The sequence below is a fragment of the Paenibacillus lignilyticus genome, from assembly GCF_017942085.1.
Lineage (GTDB): Bacteria > Bacillota > Bacilli > Paenibacillales > Paenibacillaceae > Paenibacillus_Z > Paenibacillus_Z lignilyticus.
The window spans coordinates 1-15,668 of sequence record NZ_JAGKSP010000036.1 but is presented as its reverse complement, the minus strand read 5'-3'; the positions used below and the strand labels follow the sequence as shown (position 1 = coordinate 15,668).

13 protein-coding genes are annotated in these 15,668 nt (G+C 51.9%); all 13 read right to left on the bottom strand.

From position 1 onward, the window contains the following. Positions 1-16: 16 nt before the first annotated feature. Positions 17-2,062, bottom strand: a complete 2,046-nt coding sequence (locus I8J30_RS31725; RefSeq protein ID WP_210664353.1) for a cyclic di-GMP-binding domain-containing protein, MshE-related — start codon at positions 2,060-2,062, stop codon at positions 17-19. 9 nt (positions 2,063-2,071) lie between these two features. Continuing rightward, positions 2,072-3,448 carry a sugar phosphate nucleotidyltransferase gene (locus tag I8J30_RS31720; protein ID WP_210664352.1) on the bottom strand — a complete coding sequence of 459 codons (1,377 nt, stop codon included), beginning with the start codon at positions 3,446-3,448 and terminating at the stop codon, positions 2,072-2,074. A 258-nt stretch (positions 3,449-3,706) separates the two neighbouring features. Then, positions 3,707-5,116, bottom strand: coding sequence for a TolB-like translocation protein (locus I8J30_RS31715; protein ID WP_210664351.1), 1,410 nt, complete (start codon positions 5,114-5,116; stop codon positions 3,707-3,709). A 131-nt stretch (positions 5,117-5,247) separates the two neighbouring features. Next, positions 5,248-6,129 (bottom strand): NAD-dependent epimerase/dehydratase family protein, encoded by an 882-nt coding sequence (locus I8J30_RS31710; RefSeq protein WP_210664350.1) that lies wholly within the window; start codon positions 6,127-6,129, stop codon positions 5,248-5,250. Positions 6,130-6,246: 117 nt separating this feature from the next. Next, positions 6,247-6,534 carry a late competence development ComFB family protein gene (locus I8J30_RS31705; protein WP_091224372.1) on the bottom strand — a complete coding sequence of 96 codons (288 nt, stop codon included), beginning with the start codon at positions 6,532-6,534 and terminating at the stop codon, positions 6,247-6,249. A gap of 87 nt (positions 6,535-6,621) precedes the next feature. Continuing rightward, positions 6,622-7,689 carry a glycoside hydrolase family 76 protein gene (locus I8J30_RS31700; protein ID WP_210664349.1) on the bottom strand — a complete coding sequence of 356 codons (1,068 nt, stop codon included), beginning with the start codon at positions 7,687-7,689 and terminating at the stop codon, positions 6,622-6,624. A 27-nt stretch (positions 7,690-7,716) separates the two neighbouring features. Continuing rightward, complete coding sequence (locus I8J30_RS31695; protein ID WP_210664348.1) at positions 7,717-8,868, bottom strand: glycoside hydrolase family 76 protein; 1,152 nt, start codon at positions 8,866-8,868, stop codon at positions 7,717-7,719. 13 nt (positions 8,869-8,881) lie between these two features. Beyond that, the gene (locus tag I8J30_RS31690) at positions 8,882-9,760 is read right to left on the bottom strand and encodes a carbohydrate ABC transporter permease (RefSeq protein ID WP_420831268.1); all 879 of its coding nucleotides are present in this window, start codon (positions 9,758-9,760) and stop codon (positions 8,882-8,884) included. Positions 9,761-9,828: 68 nt separating this feature from the next. Next, positions 9,829-10,716, bottom strand: coding sequence for a carbohydrate ABC transporter permease (locus I8J30_RS31685; protein WP_210664346.1), 888 nt, complete (start codon positions 10,714-10,716; stop codon positions 9,829-9,831). A 104-nt stretch (positions 10,717-10,820) separates the two neighbouring features. Then, the gene (locus I8J30_RS31680; protein WP_091224378.1) at positions 10,821-12,140 is read right to left on the bottom strand and encodes an ABC transporter substrate-binding protein; all 1,320 of its coding nucleotides are present in this window, start codon (positions 12,138-12,140) and stop codon (positions 10,821-10,823) included. 265 nt (positions 12,141-12,405) lie between these two features. Beyond that, positions 12,406-13,578: a GntR family transcriptional regulator gene (locus tag I8J30_RS31675; protein WP_210664345.1), complete on the bottom strand. Its 1,173-nt coding sequence runs from the start codon at positions 13,576-13,578 to the stop codon at positions 12,406-12,408. 221 nt (positions 13,579-13,799) lie between these two features. Further along, positions 13,800-13,970: a hypothetical protein gene (locus I8J30_RS31670; RefSeq protein WP_177246080.1), complete on the bottom strand. Its 171-nt coding sequence runs from the start codon at positions 13,968-13,970 to the stop codon at positions 13,800-13,802. 332 nt (positions 13,971-14,302) lie between these two features. Continuing rightward, positions 14,303-15,025, bottom strand: a complete 723-nt coding sequence (locus tag I8J30_RS31665) for a YwaF family protein (protein WP_276316204.1) — start codon at positions 15,023-15,025, stop codon at positions 14,303-14,305. Positions 15,026-15,668 lie beyond the last annotated feature (643 nt).

The following is a 15,668-nucleotide window of genomic DNA, read 5'->3' as shown; positions in this document are numbered from 1 at the left end:
ATAAGGTAAGCAGCGACTATGCACCGATCTTTTCATTTGCGTTCGCAGGTGCGTGTCCATGCGTTGTTTTCTCCCAATAAAAAGGGTTGGTAATGAGCTGAATGCCCGCTTTGACGGCTGCGACGCTAATCAGGATCCAATAGATCGGCGTGAGGAGCGTATATTTGACGTTCCCAAACGAGAATACCGATTTGTTTTTGTTCCGCAGCTGTTCGGTAATGCGATAGACGCCCATCGTATTGCTATAGACAAAGAGGAAATTTCCTAAGAACAGTTCAATCGCGGCCAAATAATAAATCGGACCCGGGAAGAACAACGAGATCGCGTCCACCTTACCCAAGTACCAAATCACAAGCATCAGCCAGAAAATAGGATTCAATAACGGAAGCATCGGCGTCGCCAGGATCATGACTTGGAATCCGATAAATCCTTTGGTGCCGATTTCTCTCCATAGCTTGATTGGGTTTCGCATATGCACAAGCCATGTTTGCATATAGCCCTTTATCCATCGCGAGCGTTGACGAATCCAGTTCCCTAAACGGCTGTTGGCCTCTTCCCAAGTGTGAGAATCGACGATAGCCGTCTTATAGCCTTCCTTGTAGAGCCGAACCCCCAAATCCGCGTCCTCGGTCACGTTGTACGGATCCCAAGCATTCAACTTCTTGAGCACGCTCATCTTAAAGTGATTCGAGGTTCCTCCGAGCGGAATCGGAATGTCCAATTGCATGACGCCCGGCAGCAGCAATTCGAACCACATGCTGTACTCATGCGTAAACCAACGGGTTAAAATATTTTGCTCACTGTTGAAATAGTTCAGCTTCGCCTGGATACAGCAGCAGTTCTCGGGTTCTTGCTGGAAAGCCAGATGGACTTTCTTGAGCTGGTCAGGGTCGGGCCTGTCTTCCGCATCGTAGATGACCACGTATTCCCCGTATGCCCGAATCAGCCCGTAGTTACAAGCTTTCGGTTTGGTTTTCGGAAGGCTGTGCGGCACGACAAGAACCGTGTAATAGGCCGGTAAATTCATCGCTTTGAGCATGTCCTGCGCTTCCGTATCGTCTTCCTCGATCAGAAGTCTGACGTCGAGCTTGGCTTTCGGATAATCCAAGCCTTCGATATTTTGAAGAAGTTGAGGGATAACGGCGCTCTCCTTATACATGGGAACCAGTATCGTATAGACGGGAAGCGTTCGTTCATCAATCTCATCTACCTGTTGTGGCGTAAAGCGAAGCTGCGAGGACTGCTTCATGCCGAATAATATAATGGCATATTTGAAAACGGACATCCCGATATAAGCAATTTGAATCACGATATTGGCAATGATCAGCGTCCACAGCCAATCCCACAGCAACCCGCCGACCAGAATCGCGACGGCAATTCCGAACATGAACCACTGGGATGCCATGATCGTAATGTGGGCTGAATTCTCGGGCTGCGCGAGCATGAGCTTCGTCGTGCTTTCATCCATGAGCTCCTGCTCATAAGCAGCCTTCCAGAAAAACTCCATTTCTTCGCGGGTAGCCAGCACTTGCTCAACCGCTTGTCCGAGATGCTGTTCGAGCTCGGCTAACTGTTCTGCCGTTAGAATCGAACCTACGGCTACTAACAGCCGGTTCTTATCGTTGTTAATAATAATGGCGTTATAGGCTCTGGCCGTCGTCTCGGGAAGCTTCATCTCTTGCTCGATCGAGAATTCGCTCCCAATGCGCCCTACTTGGTTCTGCGTCGCGATGGCTCTGTACAGCCGGTCCGGCTCAATATATCGTAAGGACAGCAGAATATCGCCCAGAACGCCGCCGCTTTTTTGCTGAAAGGCAAGCGCTCCGTCGAGCTGCTCCTGCGTTATTTCTCCTGTCTGCACGAGCATTTCCCCGAGCCGTCCTTTGGAAGCGATCTTCTTGGTTACCCATTGGATGAGCTCGCGATCGAGATGGAATAACTCCGCAATAATATCGCCGATCCGACCGCCGTATTTAGCTTGGTAGTCGACGGCTTCCTGTAATTCGGCTTCTGTAATTAAGCCCTCCTTCAAGAGAGCGTCTCCGAGTCTTATTGCCTGCATGCTTTGCGGTCATCCTTTCCTTGCCTGCTTCCGTTCATCCCAATCGTATTCATACCGGCAAATATCGGATTCGCCGATATGATCTCCGATTTGAACCTCTATGAGGTTCACCGGATCTATGGCTTTTATCGCATGTTTGGAACCCGCCGGGATGTGGATCACATCGCCGGCCTTCGCAAGTAAACGCCGTTCGTTGACCAGAACCTCCGCCGTTCCGCTGATGAACGTCCATATTTCATCCCGGAACTCGTGCTTGTGATAACTGATCTGTTTACCTGCCCATATATGAACGCGTTTCGTTACGATCTGACGGCCATCGGGCTGATTCTCCTCGTCGATGACGCGATACCAGCCATATTCCGTCTCTTCGTACATCGGGCGCATGGAAATGGGCTGCACGAGATCCTTTAGCCGTGGACTGGATGCGCGGTCAATCACCAGGATTCCGTCCGGACTTGCGGCAACGATCGCATCCGTTATGCCCATCACGACGACCGGAATTTGCAGCTCGTTAATGATATAGGTGTTTACGCTGTCTTCACTGATGATGCCTTTCCCATTCAAATGTTGCGGCATCGTTTCGGTCCACTCGTCCCATGTCCCCAAGTCGCTCCATCTTCCGTCATACGGATACACGAGAATATTTCGTTCCCGTTCGACAACCTGATAATCGAAGCTGATCGACGGCAAATTAGCATATTGAAGTTGAAGACTCCCGTAATCGGCCGGCCATGACCCTGCCTTCAGCAAATCCAGCATATACTGCAATCGAAAAGCAAATACGCCGCAATTCCAAAGGGCCCCTTGATTAATGAGCACGGCAGCTTCTTCGGCGGAGGGCTTCTCTACGAATCTATCGATCTGAAGCAGCTTGGATTGTTCGTGCACAGCGCCCGCGAGAATGTAACCGAATTTCTCGGAAGGGTACGTTGGTGTTAATCCCATTAATCCAAGATTACCCACGGTATCGTTAAATTGAATAGCTAATTGCTTTATGGAGGCAAAAAAACTGTCATCCGCATCGACATCGACCGGCATCACCACGATGACTTCGTCGGCATCGACCTTCATTTCGCTGCTTAAGAAGCTGGATGCCAAGCAAATCGCGGGAAATGTATCCTTGCGGCTCGGCTCGAGAACGAGCGGAATCTCGTGCCCGATTTGCGATTGAATGATCTCTTGTTGAGCTTTGCTTGCAGCTATGACTGTATATTGAGCAAGGCCATGCTCCTTCAGCTTCGCCCAAACGCGCTGAATCATCGAGGTTTGAGCAACCTCCGACCAATCCTGGGCAGCCATGACCTTGATAAACTGCTTCGAGCGGTAATCATTGGACAAGGGCCATAATCGTTTCCCTGACCCCCCGGATAATAGTATGATTCGCATATCGCTCACCTCTATGTTAAGAAAATCTAGGTCTTAAGTAGGTCTTAAGTAACTTACCGACTACATACACATTACTACTATAAAGGTAGATACTCGAAAATCGTTCATTTAGTTTTTTCCAGTTTATATTTAAATTATGGAAAGAATGTTATTTCTTTTGCTTAAAGGAAGATGTACGAAAACTTAGTTCAGACATACGAAATAGCCCCGACGTCAAATGCATTGATTTCAGGGCTATTTCGCGCATATTCAATTCCACTATTTACTAAAAAATTTCAGCACTGAATTCCAATTCCATTGCTCATAGTAATTAGTACCGATATCGATATTCGCGATCCATTGGGTGGCGTACTTCTCACCCTGACCGGGAGGCGCGATGAGCACATTGGCCATGCTGCGGTTCGATCTCACCCAGCCAAGTCCGTCCGTTCCGAGCGATACCGGACCAAAATCCCCGTACCCCTCAGCGCTCTTCGTGATCCGTTTCTGAATTTCCCCATCCAATTTCACGCTCACTAGATAAGGATAAGGCCGCTTCCCCGAGCTGTCCGTTCCTTCGCTCGCCTTTGCCCGGGAAACGACGATATCCACCGGGCTGCGCCACGTGAAGTCCTGATCGACAAAACCTGCCGGCGTAAAGTCCTTTCTCGGCTGAATATCCGGAACTCTCGTCACGCGCAGCTGTTTGTTGGTCGTGGCTTCTCTGCCAATCCCACCGATATAAGCCAGCTCGTCGCCTTGCGGAGACCATTGGATCCAATTGGCATGGTTCACCATCTGATCAACCGGTTTGAATACGGATCCGTCTGCTGCCAGCACGCATAAGGTGTTGCTGTCGGCTGAGAGAGATGCAGTCGGTAAAGCAAGGAAAGCCATCCATTTGCCGCTGGCTGACCACTTGAATACACTTGTTCCGACGACAGGCAATTCATTTAGCTGCGATGGCAGCACATACAATTGCTTCGCTTGCACGGAGCCTGCTCCGGTCATATCCGGCTGCATCGCAAGCTGCATAATGCGCACAGGCGTCTGACCGTTAAATGTCCCTTGCGTCGAAACCACGAATCCGTCACCGTCCGGCCGCCAAGCAAAACTGCTCATATTCCTGATCGACGAGCTCACATCCACCGGCTTTGTCGCTTCCTGCTGATCAACCACATAGAGCCGCTGCTCCTCCTCGAACGCCAGCAGCAGTCGATTCGGCGACCATTTGTAATTGCGGCCGCCGTTCACGGAAACCAGATGTTTCGCGGCTGTCGACACATCCAGCATCCACAGCTCATTGGATTGCTCCCCGGCGGCATAGGCAAGCCATTGTCCGTCGTAAGACCACTTCGGCGAAACAACATGCTCCGCTTGCGTAAGCTGCTTCTCATCATCGCCTACCTTCGCCCACAATGCGCCGCCGCGCACAAACGCAGCCGTCAGCGGCGGCTTCTCCTGCGCCGGCACCGGCGCCTGCTCCTGCACCTGCTCTTGTACCTGCTCTTGTGCCTGTTCCTGCGCCTGCTCTTGTGCCGGCACCTGTTCCTGCTCCTGCGCCGGTTCCGCCGCCCGCACGATAGTCCCGTTCATCCCGATAAGTGAAGCACCAATCACAACCGTGAGCAGCGCAGCCAACAGCCGGCTTCCCGCTCGGCTTGTATATTTCATTCGATTCTTTGTCATATACCCTCCATCTACTCCTTCGTGTTCCGAAGTAGTATGGGCGGTTTTCCCAACTAATATGAGCCCCTGCATGAATAGAAAAAGCTGCCGAACATCGCAATCCCGCGACGCTCGGCAGCCATCATCATGACTTACTTCTTCTCCTGCGCGATACGCTCAATCAGCGCCGGCATCCAGTCCTGAAGCTCGCGGAACTTGTAGCCGGCTGCTTCGGCCTTAGCCGTATCCATGTACCACGGCTCAGGTACGCCAAACGGCGAGCTGTGCTGCTCATCGCTTTCCAGCGCCACATAAGCCTGCTTATCCGTCGCCTTCTCAATCCATGCCACGATGCCGCCCGGTGAAATCTCCCCGCGAGAGCACGCATTGAACGGGCCGGTCTCCGTATTGCGACCCAGCCAGTCCAGGAACGCGGCCGCTTCATCCGCATCGATGAAGGACATGGCCGCATCGGCATTCGGAATGCCAATCGGCAGCCCCTGCTGCACATGCTCTACATGGAAGTGCAGCCGTCTTGTGTAATCATCGTCTCCGAGCACGATCGGGAAACGGACTGCTGCGACGGGGAACGCTGCCTGCTGGAAGAAAACCGCTTCTACCAACCGCTTGCCTTCTCCATAGTTGATTTCCGCAGGATAGGGCTGCGGAATCGCATACGTCGACGAATCAAAGAACGATTCCGACTTCCGCGGCTCCCCGAACGGATATACGCTCAACGTCGAGGTTACAATATATTTACCCGTGCGGTCTGCGAACAGCTCAACCGCCTCTTCAGCCTCCTTCGGCTTATAACAGATGTTGTCATAAACAACATCGTAGCGAGCCTCTCCGATCGCGGACGCCAGCGCCTCCGCATTCGTCCGATCCACCTGCAGATGCTGCACGCGATCACCGAATGGATGCTCCTGCGCGCCTCGGGTTACGATCGTAACCTGATCTCCCGCTTCCAACAGACGTTCCACCAGCTTCTTGCCAAAAAAACGCGTACCGCCCAATACCAGCACATGACGCATGCCTTCCACTCCTTTGATAGCCGTATGTCTCTATCTTGCCATAGTTTGCTGCCTCTTCGCAAAAGCCGATCTTAAACAGAAAGCCACCCGCTCATGACGAACGGATGGCTGCCAGAATTAATTATGTTTCGGTTTTAACTCGATCACCTTGACCGCTTCCGTGATCTCACGCAGTACATCGGACTGCTGCTGCGGGTTCAAGTAATGGGCTTTAATGTAAGCCTCTCCCTCTTGAGAGGAGGTGTAATGAGTAGGAAGATGGTTGAGTGATAAGAGCAGAATATCCAGCTTGCATCGGTCACAGCCACACTTGAGGATACCGGTCTTCACATAATGCTCCTCCAATACAGCCTCCACAATCGGTTCCATGGCATTCAATACAGGCAAACTTCCGGAATAATTCATGCACACACTCCCATGGCTAGTCTTTGACATCCATTATACTGGATTTCGTAGGCTAGCACAGCGGAATTTTGCACCTCGTCCAACTACCTAGATGGCCTCGTTGATCACGGCCTCACGGTCGCCCAGCTGCTCCAATACAGCCAGCTGCTCCAGGAGCATAATTCCGCTAAGCTGTGTGCTCAACGTAACCCGCTCCACGGGCTTCGAGCTCCAGTCCGTATTAAACACGCAGCGGCTCTCATCACGGCCATGCTCCCAGAGCGATGCAGCGTTGCGCACCAGCAGCGGCAGCGCGGCGCTGAACGACGAAGGCACTTCCTTCGCAAGCTCGCCTAAATAGCGTACGAGAATGCCTTTGAACAGTCCGCCGTCACCGTCCTGCTCATCCGGAAGCAGCCCGCTTCCGGCATCAATCAGCTCCTTCTCGGAAGCAGCCGCAGTACGCATCGCATCCTCAAGGTAAGCCTGCTCTCCCGTGATCCGGAACAGCTCCACCGCAGCGCCAATAAACACACCTTGGCAGTACGTAAACTTCCATTCCTTATCGATCGCGCCGTCGCCTTCCCGATTCATCCCGTCCCACACGAAGCCGTTATCCGGGTTTACGAGATGCTGCTTCAGCCAGCTGTAAATCTTCTCGGCCCACTGCAGGTCCTCCGCGCGTCCGAATTGCTTGTATAAACGTGCCGCAAGGATCGCCGCCGGCCCATTAGCAGGCGTATTCTTGTAATCCAGCTGCGACTTCTGCCAAGCGATTCCGCCGCCCATATGGTCGTTCCAGCCGGTCTGAATATCTTCCCACAGCAGCAGTGCCGCCGCTTTATACTTCTCTACGCCCAGCGCCTTATACGCGCGCAGCCAAGCGATTGCCATCCACTCCATGTCGTCGTACAGCTCATTCGGGAACGCACCGCCATTGCGCGTCAGCAGCCCCTCATAGATTTCCTCGAGCAGCAGCGCATACTTCGCATCCTTCGTCCGCTCATAGCCGTCAACCAGCGCATCTACCGCATGAGCCATCCACCAGTAATGGAAGATCGTATTACAAGCCCCATCGGGGCAAGGAATTTCAATATCAAACAACCGAATAGCAGGGTTCCAAAATAAGTCTGACAGCGCCTGCTGCGCCTCTTCCGCACGATTTTCCCATGTCATGGCCATCACTCTCCCGCTAATCCGAAGTTATTGTTTCTCTATCCATGCCGCCTGCTCGAGCAGCATGACCGCACTTAACTGTGTACTCAGCTGTACGACCGTGTCCGGCGTTTGCGCCCAAGAGTTGCTGAACAGAACGTTGTCTTTCCCTTTGCCGTATTCCCATACGCTATCCGCATTCGTGAGCAGCATCTCGATGAGTCCCTTCTGCGAAGGGTCCAGCTTGATGAGTTCGCCGATGTAACGGACGAGCACGCCTTTGAATAACCCGCCATCCCCATCACCCTCGGAGGGCAGCATCCCGGTTGCCGGCGACAAGAAATCCTGCTTCAAATTAGCGGCAGTCTTACGCGCATCGTCCAGATACGACTGCTCCTTCGTGATGCGATACAGCTCCACCCCCGCGCCGATATAGACGCCTTGTCCATAGGTGAATTTCCAATCCTTATCTACGACGCCGTCGCCTTGACGGTTAATGCCATCCCAGACAAGCCCTGTTGCCGGATCGACAAGCGTCTGCTTCTGCCAATCGTACAGCTTCTTCGCCCAAGCCAGATCGGCCGCATCCTGCGTATGTTCGTATATTCGTGCCGCCAATATTACCGCAGGGGCATTGGCCGGCGTGTTCTTGTAATCCGGCTGCTCCTTGCGCCAAGCAATCCCGCCGCCCATTTCATCATTCCAGCCGGTCTGAATTTCCTGCCACAGCGCAAGCGCCGCCTGCTTGTACCGTTCGTCCTCGGTCGCGTCATAAGCCCTCAGCCAAGCGAGCGCCATCCACTCCATGTCGTCATAATAATCGTTAATGAAGACACCGGCATTGCGGTCAAGAATACCCTGGTACAGCTTGCCCAGCTGCTCGGCATATTTCGTGTCCTCCGTCCGTTCATAGCCATCTACCAGAACATCTACTGCGTGCGCGAGCCACCAATAGTTAAACGGATCCGTACACAGCTGCGCGATGCAAGGCGCCGCATTGTTGAACAAGCCCCGCTTCTCATCCCAAAACGATTCCTCCAGCTCCTGCTGCGCCAGGTCTGCGCGCTCACTCCATACGGAGGCTGAGCCGCCACCCGTCAAAGCGGTTCCCGCGCCCAGCCGCCAAGCTATCGCCAAACCGACGATAACAAGGATTGCCGCCGCGGTTATAAGGAGTGCGCTGGGTTTCATACGATTCATTCCATTCACTCCCCTAACCTTTAACGCCGCTAAAGGCAATGCCTTGGACAAAATATTTCTGCAGCAGTAAGAACAGCACCAGAATCGGCAGGACAGCGATGAGCGCGCCGGCCATCATCGGGCCGAAGTCGGTCTGATGGTTGTAGGAGAACGCTTGAAGCCCCATCTGCACCGTCGCTTTCTCGGGATCATTCAGAATGATCATCGGCCACAAGAAGCTGTTCCAGCCGGCCTGGAAAGTGAAGATCGACAGCGTCGCAAGCGCCGGCTTCGTCAGCGGCAGGTAGATGTTCCAGAAGATGCGGAACTCCTTGCACCCTTCGATCCGCGCCATCTCCATCATGTCCGAAGGCAGCGTCAGGAAGAACTGCCGCATGAAGAATACGGCAAACGACCCCGAAGCGCCCGGCAAAATAATGCCCCAAAACGAGTTCAGAAACCCGTTGCCGCCTCCTCCGAGCAGGTCATTGCCGCCAATCAGCGGGAAATGCTTCAGCACGTAGAAGCTCGGAATCATCGTAACAATGCCCGGGATCATCATGGCTGCCAGCAAAACACGAAAGAGCGGCTTGCTTAATTTGAAATTCAGCTTTGCAAAGGCGTAACCGCTGATGGAGCCGAAGAACAAGTTCGCCAGCACCCCGGCAGCAGCCAGAAGGAATGAGTTCCAGAAATACAATCCGAACGGAACGGTCGTAAACGCGCTCCTGTAATGTTCCAGCGTAAGCGTGGATGGAATCCACTTGATCGGCATCGAGAAGATCTCGTCGCTTGGTTTAAACGAGGTGATGAGACTCCAGAAGAAAGGCAGAAACATCATGACGGAGATCGTAATGGTCACGATGTAGAACAACACCGTACCTAACGCTTTGCGAACGGAATAGGCGTTGATTGTGCCCGGCCCTTGATTCGGGGCGAGGCGGTTGATTGCTTGCTGCTGCGCCATGCTTGCGCCCCTCCTTACACGATCGACTCTTCGGATTTGTTAACTCGCATATTGATGAACGAGAAGATAAGTATGGCGATAGCCAGAATGAAGGCTTGCGCCGAGGCATAGCCCATCTGCAATTGATTGAAACCTTGCTGATATATCAAGTAGACCGGTGTCTTGGTCACGTTGCCGGGACCGCCTTGCGTAAGCACGAAGGCTTGATCGAACAGCTGCAGCGCTCCGATGATGGACATGGTGCTGACGAGGAACGTGGTCGGACGAAGCTGCGGCCATGTGATGAAGCGGAAGCGGTCGAACGCCGTTGCCCCGTCCAGCTTCGCCGATTCATACAAGTAATCCGGTACGCCTTGCAGACCTGCGATATAGATGACCATGTTAGAGCCGACGCTCTGCCACAACGTCACCATTATAATAGAGAACATCGCCGTTTCCGTCTGGGCCAGCCAAGCCGGTCCAAGAATGCCGAAGTAGCTGAGAATGTTGTTGATGAGCCCGAACTCCGGGTGGAGCAGCCAAATCCAAACCGTAGCCGCAGCGACTGCGGACGTTAAGGTTGGCAAATAGTTCATGGTGCGGAACAGCTTCACGCCAAGCCGTTTGAAGTTCAGAAGCAGCGCGAGCAAGAGCGAAATCAGAATATTTAAGGGGATAAAAATAACGGCGTAATAGCACACATTCTTGAACGTTTGCCAGAACAGCACATCGTCCACCAGCCGCTTATAATTGTCGACGCCGACAAAGTCCATTCGGCTGACGACATCATAGTTGGTAAAACTCAAATAGAGGGCCATTACGACCGGAATGACCGTAAATGCCAGAAACAACAGCATCGTCGGGGTAATGAAGAGGTACGCCGTTCTCGCCTGATGCCGATTCAGTTTGCCTATGGAAGCCATGGTTGCCGGTTCCTCCTTCCGCTTGCAGCGCGTAATGACAGCTTAAGGTGCAGAGAAGGGAGGTATCTCCCCTCCCTTCTCGCAGGACCTATAAGCTTGCTTGCTTATTTTACAACAGCGTTATCCGATAGCAGCTGGTCGCCGCGCTGCTGCGCTTTCTTGAGCGTATCCTCAAGGCTTTGCTTCGATTGCTGGAACAACTGCAGGTTCGGTGTCAGCGCATCGCCTTCCATGACCGAGTAGCCTGCGTGCGTCGGACGGATCTTCGCGAATTCAAGCGTATCCAGGAACGGCTTCCAGAACGGATCGTCCTTGAAGAACGGATCTTCGAGCGCCGGCTTGTAGCCCGGGATGTTCAGACTTGTTTTGGCCCACAGCAGTGCATTGTCTTTGTTTGCCGTCCACCATTTGATGAATTCCCATGCTTCCGCTTGATGCTTCGAACCCTCCGGAATGACAAGACCGAAGCCGCCCATTACGCTGCCTTTGTCCCCGTTAGGACCTGTCGGCGGAGGCGCGATCCCGAAGTCGAGGTCTTTGCCGTATTTCTTATACGTGCTCAGCATCCACGGACCTGTATATTGCATCGCCAGCTTGCCGGTTACGAATGCATCCGTTCCTTCGCCAAGCCCTTGCTCGAAGCCGACTTTATATACTTTATCGGTGTTTAGCAGGCGATCCCAGTATTGCAGAACAGCTTTGCCTTGATCGTTATTAAAGTTGGTTTTCGTTCCGTCTTCGCTCAGCATCTGACCGCCTGCTTGCTGCAGGTACATGTTGAACAATCCGTTGTCGCCAAGCGAGAAGCCCGCTACTTCCAGCTTATTGCCGTTCCACTTGGTTGTCTTGATAGCAGCCTGCTCCAGCTCATCCCATGTAGCCGGCGGTTGATTGATTCCCGCATCGGCGAGCAGCTTCTTGTTATAGAAGAGTGCGCGTGCATCCACAGTGAGCGGCAGTCCATATAATTTATCTTGGAATGAGAGCTCTTTCAGCGCTTCACCGTAGAAATCATCCTTGCTAAGGCCATCCTTCGCCATAAACTCATCAACCGGGTGAAGTACGTTCTTCGGTGCATATAGGGAGGTTCTCCATCTGTCCCAGAATAGGATATCCGGGGATCCGCCTGAGGTGGCAGCCGTTAGAAATTTCGTAATCATATCTTGCTGCAGGACATACTTGACGCGAATCTTGTCTTGCGCTTTGTTGAAGGCGTCTACCATGGTTTCAAACTGCTTCTGCCCTTCGCCGCCCCAATCGCCCCAAAATGTAAGTTCAACCGGTTCCGATGAAGCTGAATTCGAGCTGTTGGTTGCCGATGCGCTGTTAGTGGCATTCGTATTGTCGTTGCTATTGCTTCCGCATCCGGATGCCGCACCGACAACTACCGCTGCAAGTGCTGTTAAAGAGATCCACTTTTTCACTATAACTGCCTCCCTTTTTATGTGCTTCTGATTGCCGCCAAGGGCTGCAGCCCTCGAAACCGCGGTTGATATTCCATTTATGAACCGCTTACATTTTTCATTATATTGGCATGTAACTAGTATGTCAATATAAATATGTATAACATTTAATTAATGTTGTTATACTATATAATTTAAATGGTATATTAATAGAAAAAGCCTATGAAGATAGTTGATATCATTCATAGGCTATCATGTTTCATAGAGGGGCCCTTGAGGAAGCTGGTTATCTCGCTCTTGCTCTTGCCGGACCTGTCGAATCTCCCGGAATCAGTGTCGCTTCGAGCAAAGTTCGATTAGGAGGCGTGTAACCTTCGCGCAGCTTAAGCACATTCTCATAGGCGGTTTTCCCCATGCCGAACTGATTCTGCTGCAGATGGGTCAGCGGGAAGCCGCCGTTTATCTCCGGGCTGTCAAAACAAATGACGGAGATATCTCCGGGAACCGACAGCCCCATCTCGCTTGCAGCGCGAAGCGCAAGCTGCGCGATGTTATATTCGGTTGCGAAGATCGCCGTAATTTGCGGGTATTGGCGCAAATGCGCAATGATTTTCTCAATATCCCGAATACGGTTCTCTTCCGCATTCCCTTGCGGCAGCGCCGACATAATATCATCAATCCACAGCTCGCGGTCAACCATGATGCCCTTCTCCGCATGCGCCTGAATGAAGCCCTCGATCCGATCCTCGATGGCGGTTGTATCCCTTGGCGGAGGCGTTAGGAAAGCAATGGATTTGTGGCCGAGCTCGAAGAGGTAATTCGTGCCTTTGATGGCCGCCTTCACATTGTCGGTGCTGATCGAACCGGCAGATATGCCCTTCAGATGGCGGTCTATGAGTACGAACGGAAACTTCATTATAGCAAGCTTCAATATCTCCGCATTGAAATATTCCCCTTGCGCCGGGAAAATAATAAGCCCGTCTACGCCAAGCTCCAGCAAGCCTTGGATGGCTTCTTCCTCATAGGAAGGGATGCCGAAGGAGCGACGCAATACCAAGTAACTGTCATTCTCGCGCGATGCTTCTTCCATTCCATAGATGAGCCCCGTGCCGTAGCTGTCAGCAAAATCGGTAATGACAAGCCCGATCAGCAGCTTGCCGCCTGTATTGCGCGGCGTCGTCTGCTGAAGATGGGCTGCACCGCTTGCCGGCTTCACGGCTGCCTTGTCCTGGGAGTCCGCAACGAAGGAGCCGCGTCCCGGCTGGCGAATAATATACCCTTCGCTCGCCAACAGCTCCAGCGCCTTCTTGCTCGTAATGCGGCTGACACCATGCTCGTCGCCAAGCTCTTTCTCCGAAGGCACCCGGTCGCCAACCTCGTATTTCCGTTCTATAATTTGATCGCGAAGTGTTTCGAATATCTTCTCATACATCGGTTTGGATGCAGACTCGTTCGACATAGTTGAACCTCCATGAAATCACAATTGCTCCACCGCCTTAACCGAAGGCGGTTCGGTTCGAGCTTATTTCATACCAATATATCATGATATATGCGATTTGCCAAGATGGAATGATATATCGACTTCACCGAGATGGACAAGGACAAAAAGAACTCCCCGCCGGTAGATAACGATCTACTTGGCGGGGAGTCCGGTTATATGTCATCTATGTATACTGCCGATTAGGTTGAAGCCACCACTAACTCCTGTTTGAGAAAGGCAATAAACCGTTTCGACTCTTCAAGCGTCAATTGCTGACCAAACTGCGTAAACTGAAATTTCTCCGCGATTTCATTGTCCGACAGATGAAGCTGATTAACAAGTGACTGGACTTCCTTACTGATGGTTGTCATCTGATCCTCTCCCTCTTATGTATTAGCTAACCTGATCATAGCAGTAGAGTTTCAGATAACTATTAGAATTGTATAAGCCAATTATTAGATTTGAGCCCCCTCTCCCCACACTTCACAGGCTTCACGCACGCTAACGAATCCTAAAGGTCTTATTTCAACAAAATAGCGGCTTTTGAAATTCTAACGAATCCCAGAGGTCTTATTCGGGGTCAAAAGCCCTTGTTTCGTTACTTTGGGCCACAATAAGGCTCCTACGATTCGTTAGATTAAATAAATGACTGATTTCACGCGAATAAGACCTGTAGGATTCGTTAGCGTGAACGGTGGCACTATCACTTCCTTCTCCACCGTACAAACGGCAGATACATCAGCGTGAATATAAGCAGCGCAATGATCTCTTCCACGGCCAAATAGTATGGATACGGTCCCAGCAAATCGAGCAAAGACGCCCCTTCCGGCTTGTGCCGGAGGAACATATAGTTGGCATCCAACAAGTAATCTGTCCCTCCCACAACGACGAGGAGCACATTCAGAAAAATCATCGTAATCCCGATCGACTTCCAGGTTGGCCGATAGCCTTCGATCCAGGTCATATACAGCGGCGCGAGGATAATCGCGATATGAACAACGAAGAAGTGAAAGAACCGGAAATGCGGGAACGGATAATCCAGATCCGGTGTCAGCATCGCCTGCAGCGCCCCGCCAATTCCGGCGAAGAAGACGATTTGATACAAGAGTCGGCTTCTTGTGATTAGCATGATCATAGCGAGCAATTGCGATATACTGCATAGCTCAAGCGGCAGCGTATATTGGATATCCCACAGTCCCTGGTCCGCATACCAGTAGTAGAGGACAACCTGAGGGACAAGCAGTCCCAGCAGAATCACATATCGGATAATCGTTCTGGCAGATGCTTGCAGCCTGATACTGTACTTATACCCGAACAGGAGAAGCGCCAACACTATCATTACAGCGAGCACCGCTATGTGCGAGTTGGAGTATGCGATGAAATGTTCCGTCGTATGACGCGAGAAAAATGAAGTGATGTCGCCCATCCCCTTTCATGTAAAATGACACCTTGCTCATGGATATAATTAGCTGTCATTGGAGCCAATTCCTTCATGAAGCGTCGCGCGGGGGTCTGACTTTTTGAGTTGGCAGGTGAGAAGCGACCATTTGAACGCTGAGAGTTCCGTTTTCGAACTCTCAGCCTGCATAGGCCGCGAAACGGAGGCTCACTCTGTGCTGAGAGTTCCATTTTCGATCTCTCGGCGCAATTTTGCGACCATTTGAACGCTGAGAGTTCCATTTTCGAACTCTCAGCCTGCGTAGGCGGCGAAACGGAGCCACTTTCTGCGCTGAAAGTGGGATTACTCAACTCTCGAAGCAAATTTGTGTCCATTTGAACGCTGAGAGTCGCATTTTCCAACTCTCAGCCTGCATAGGCCGCGAAACGGTGCCACTTTCTGCGCTGAAAGTCGGATTATTCAACTCTCGAAGCAAATTTGTGTCCATTTGAACGCTGAGAGTCGCATTTTCCAACTCTCAGCATGCGTAGGCGACGAAACGGAGCCACTTTCTGCGCTGAAAGTCGGATTATTCAACTCTCGAAGCAAATTTGTGTCCATTTGAACGCTGAGAGTCGCATTTTCCAACTCTCAGCATGCGTAGGCGACGAAACGGAGCCACTTTCTGCGC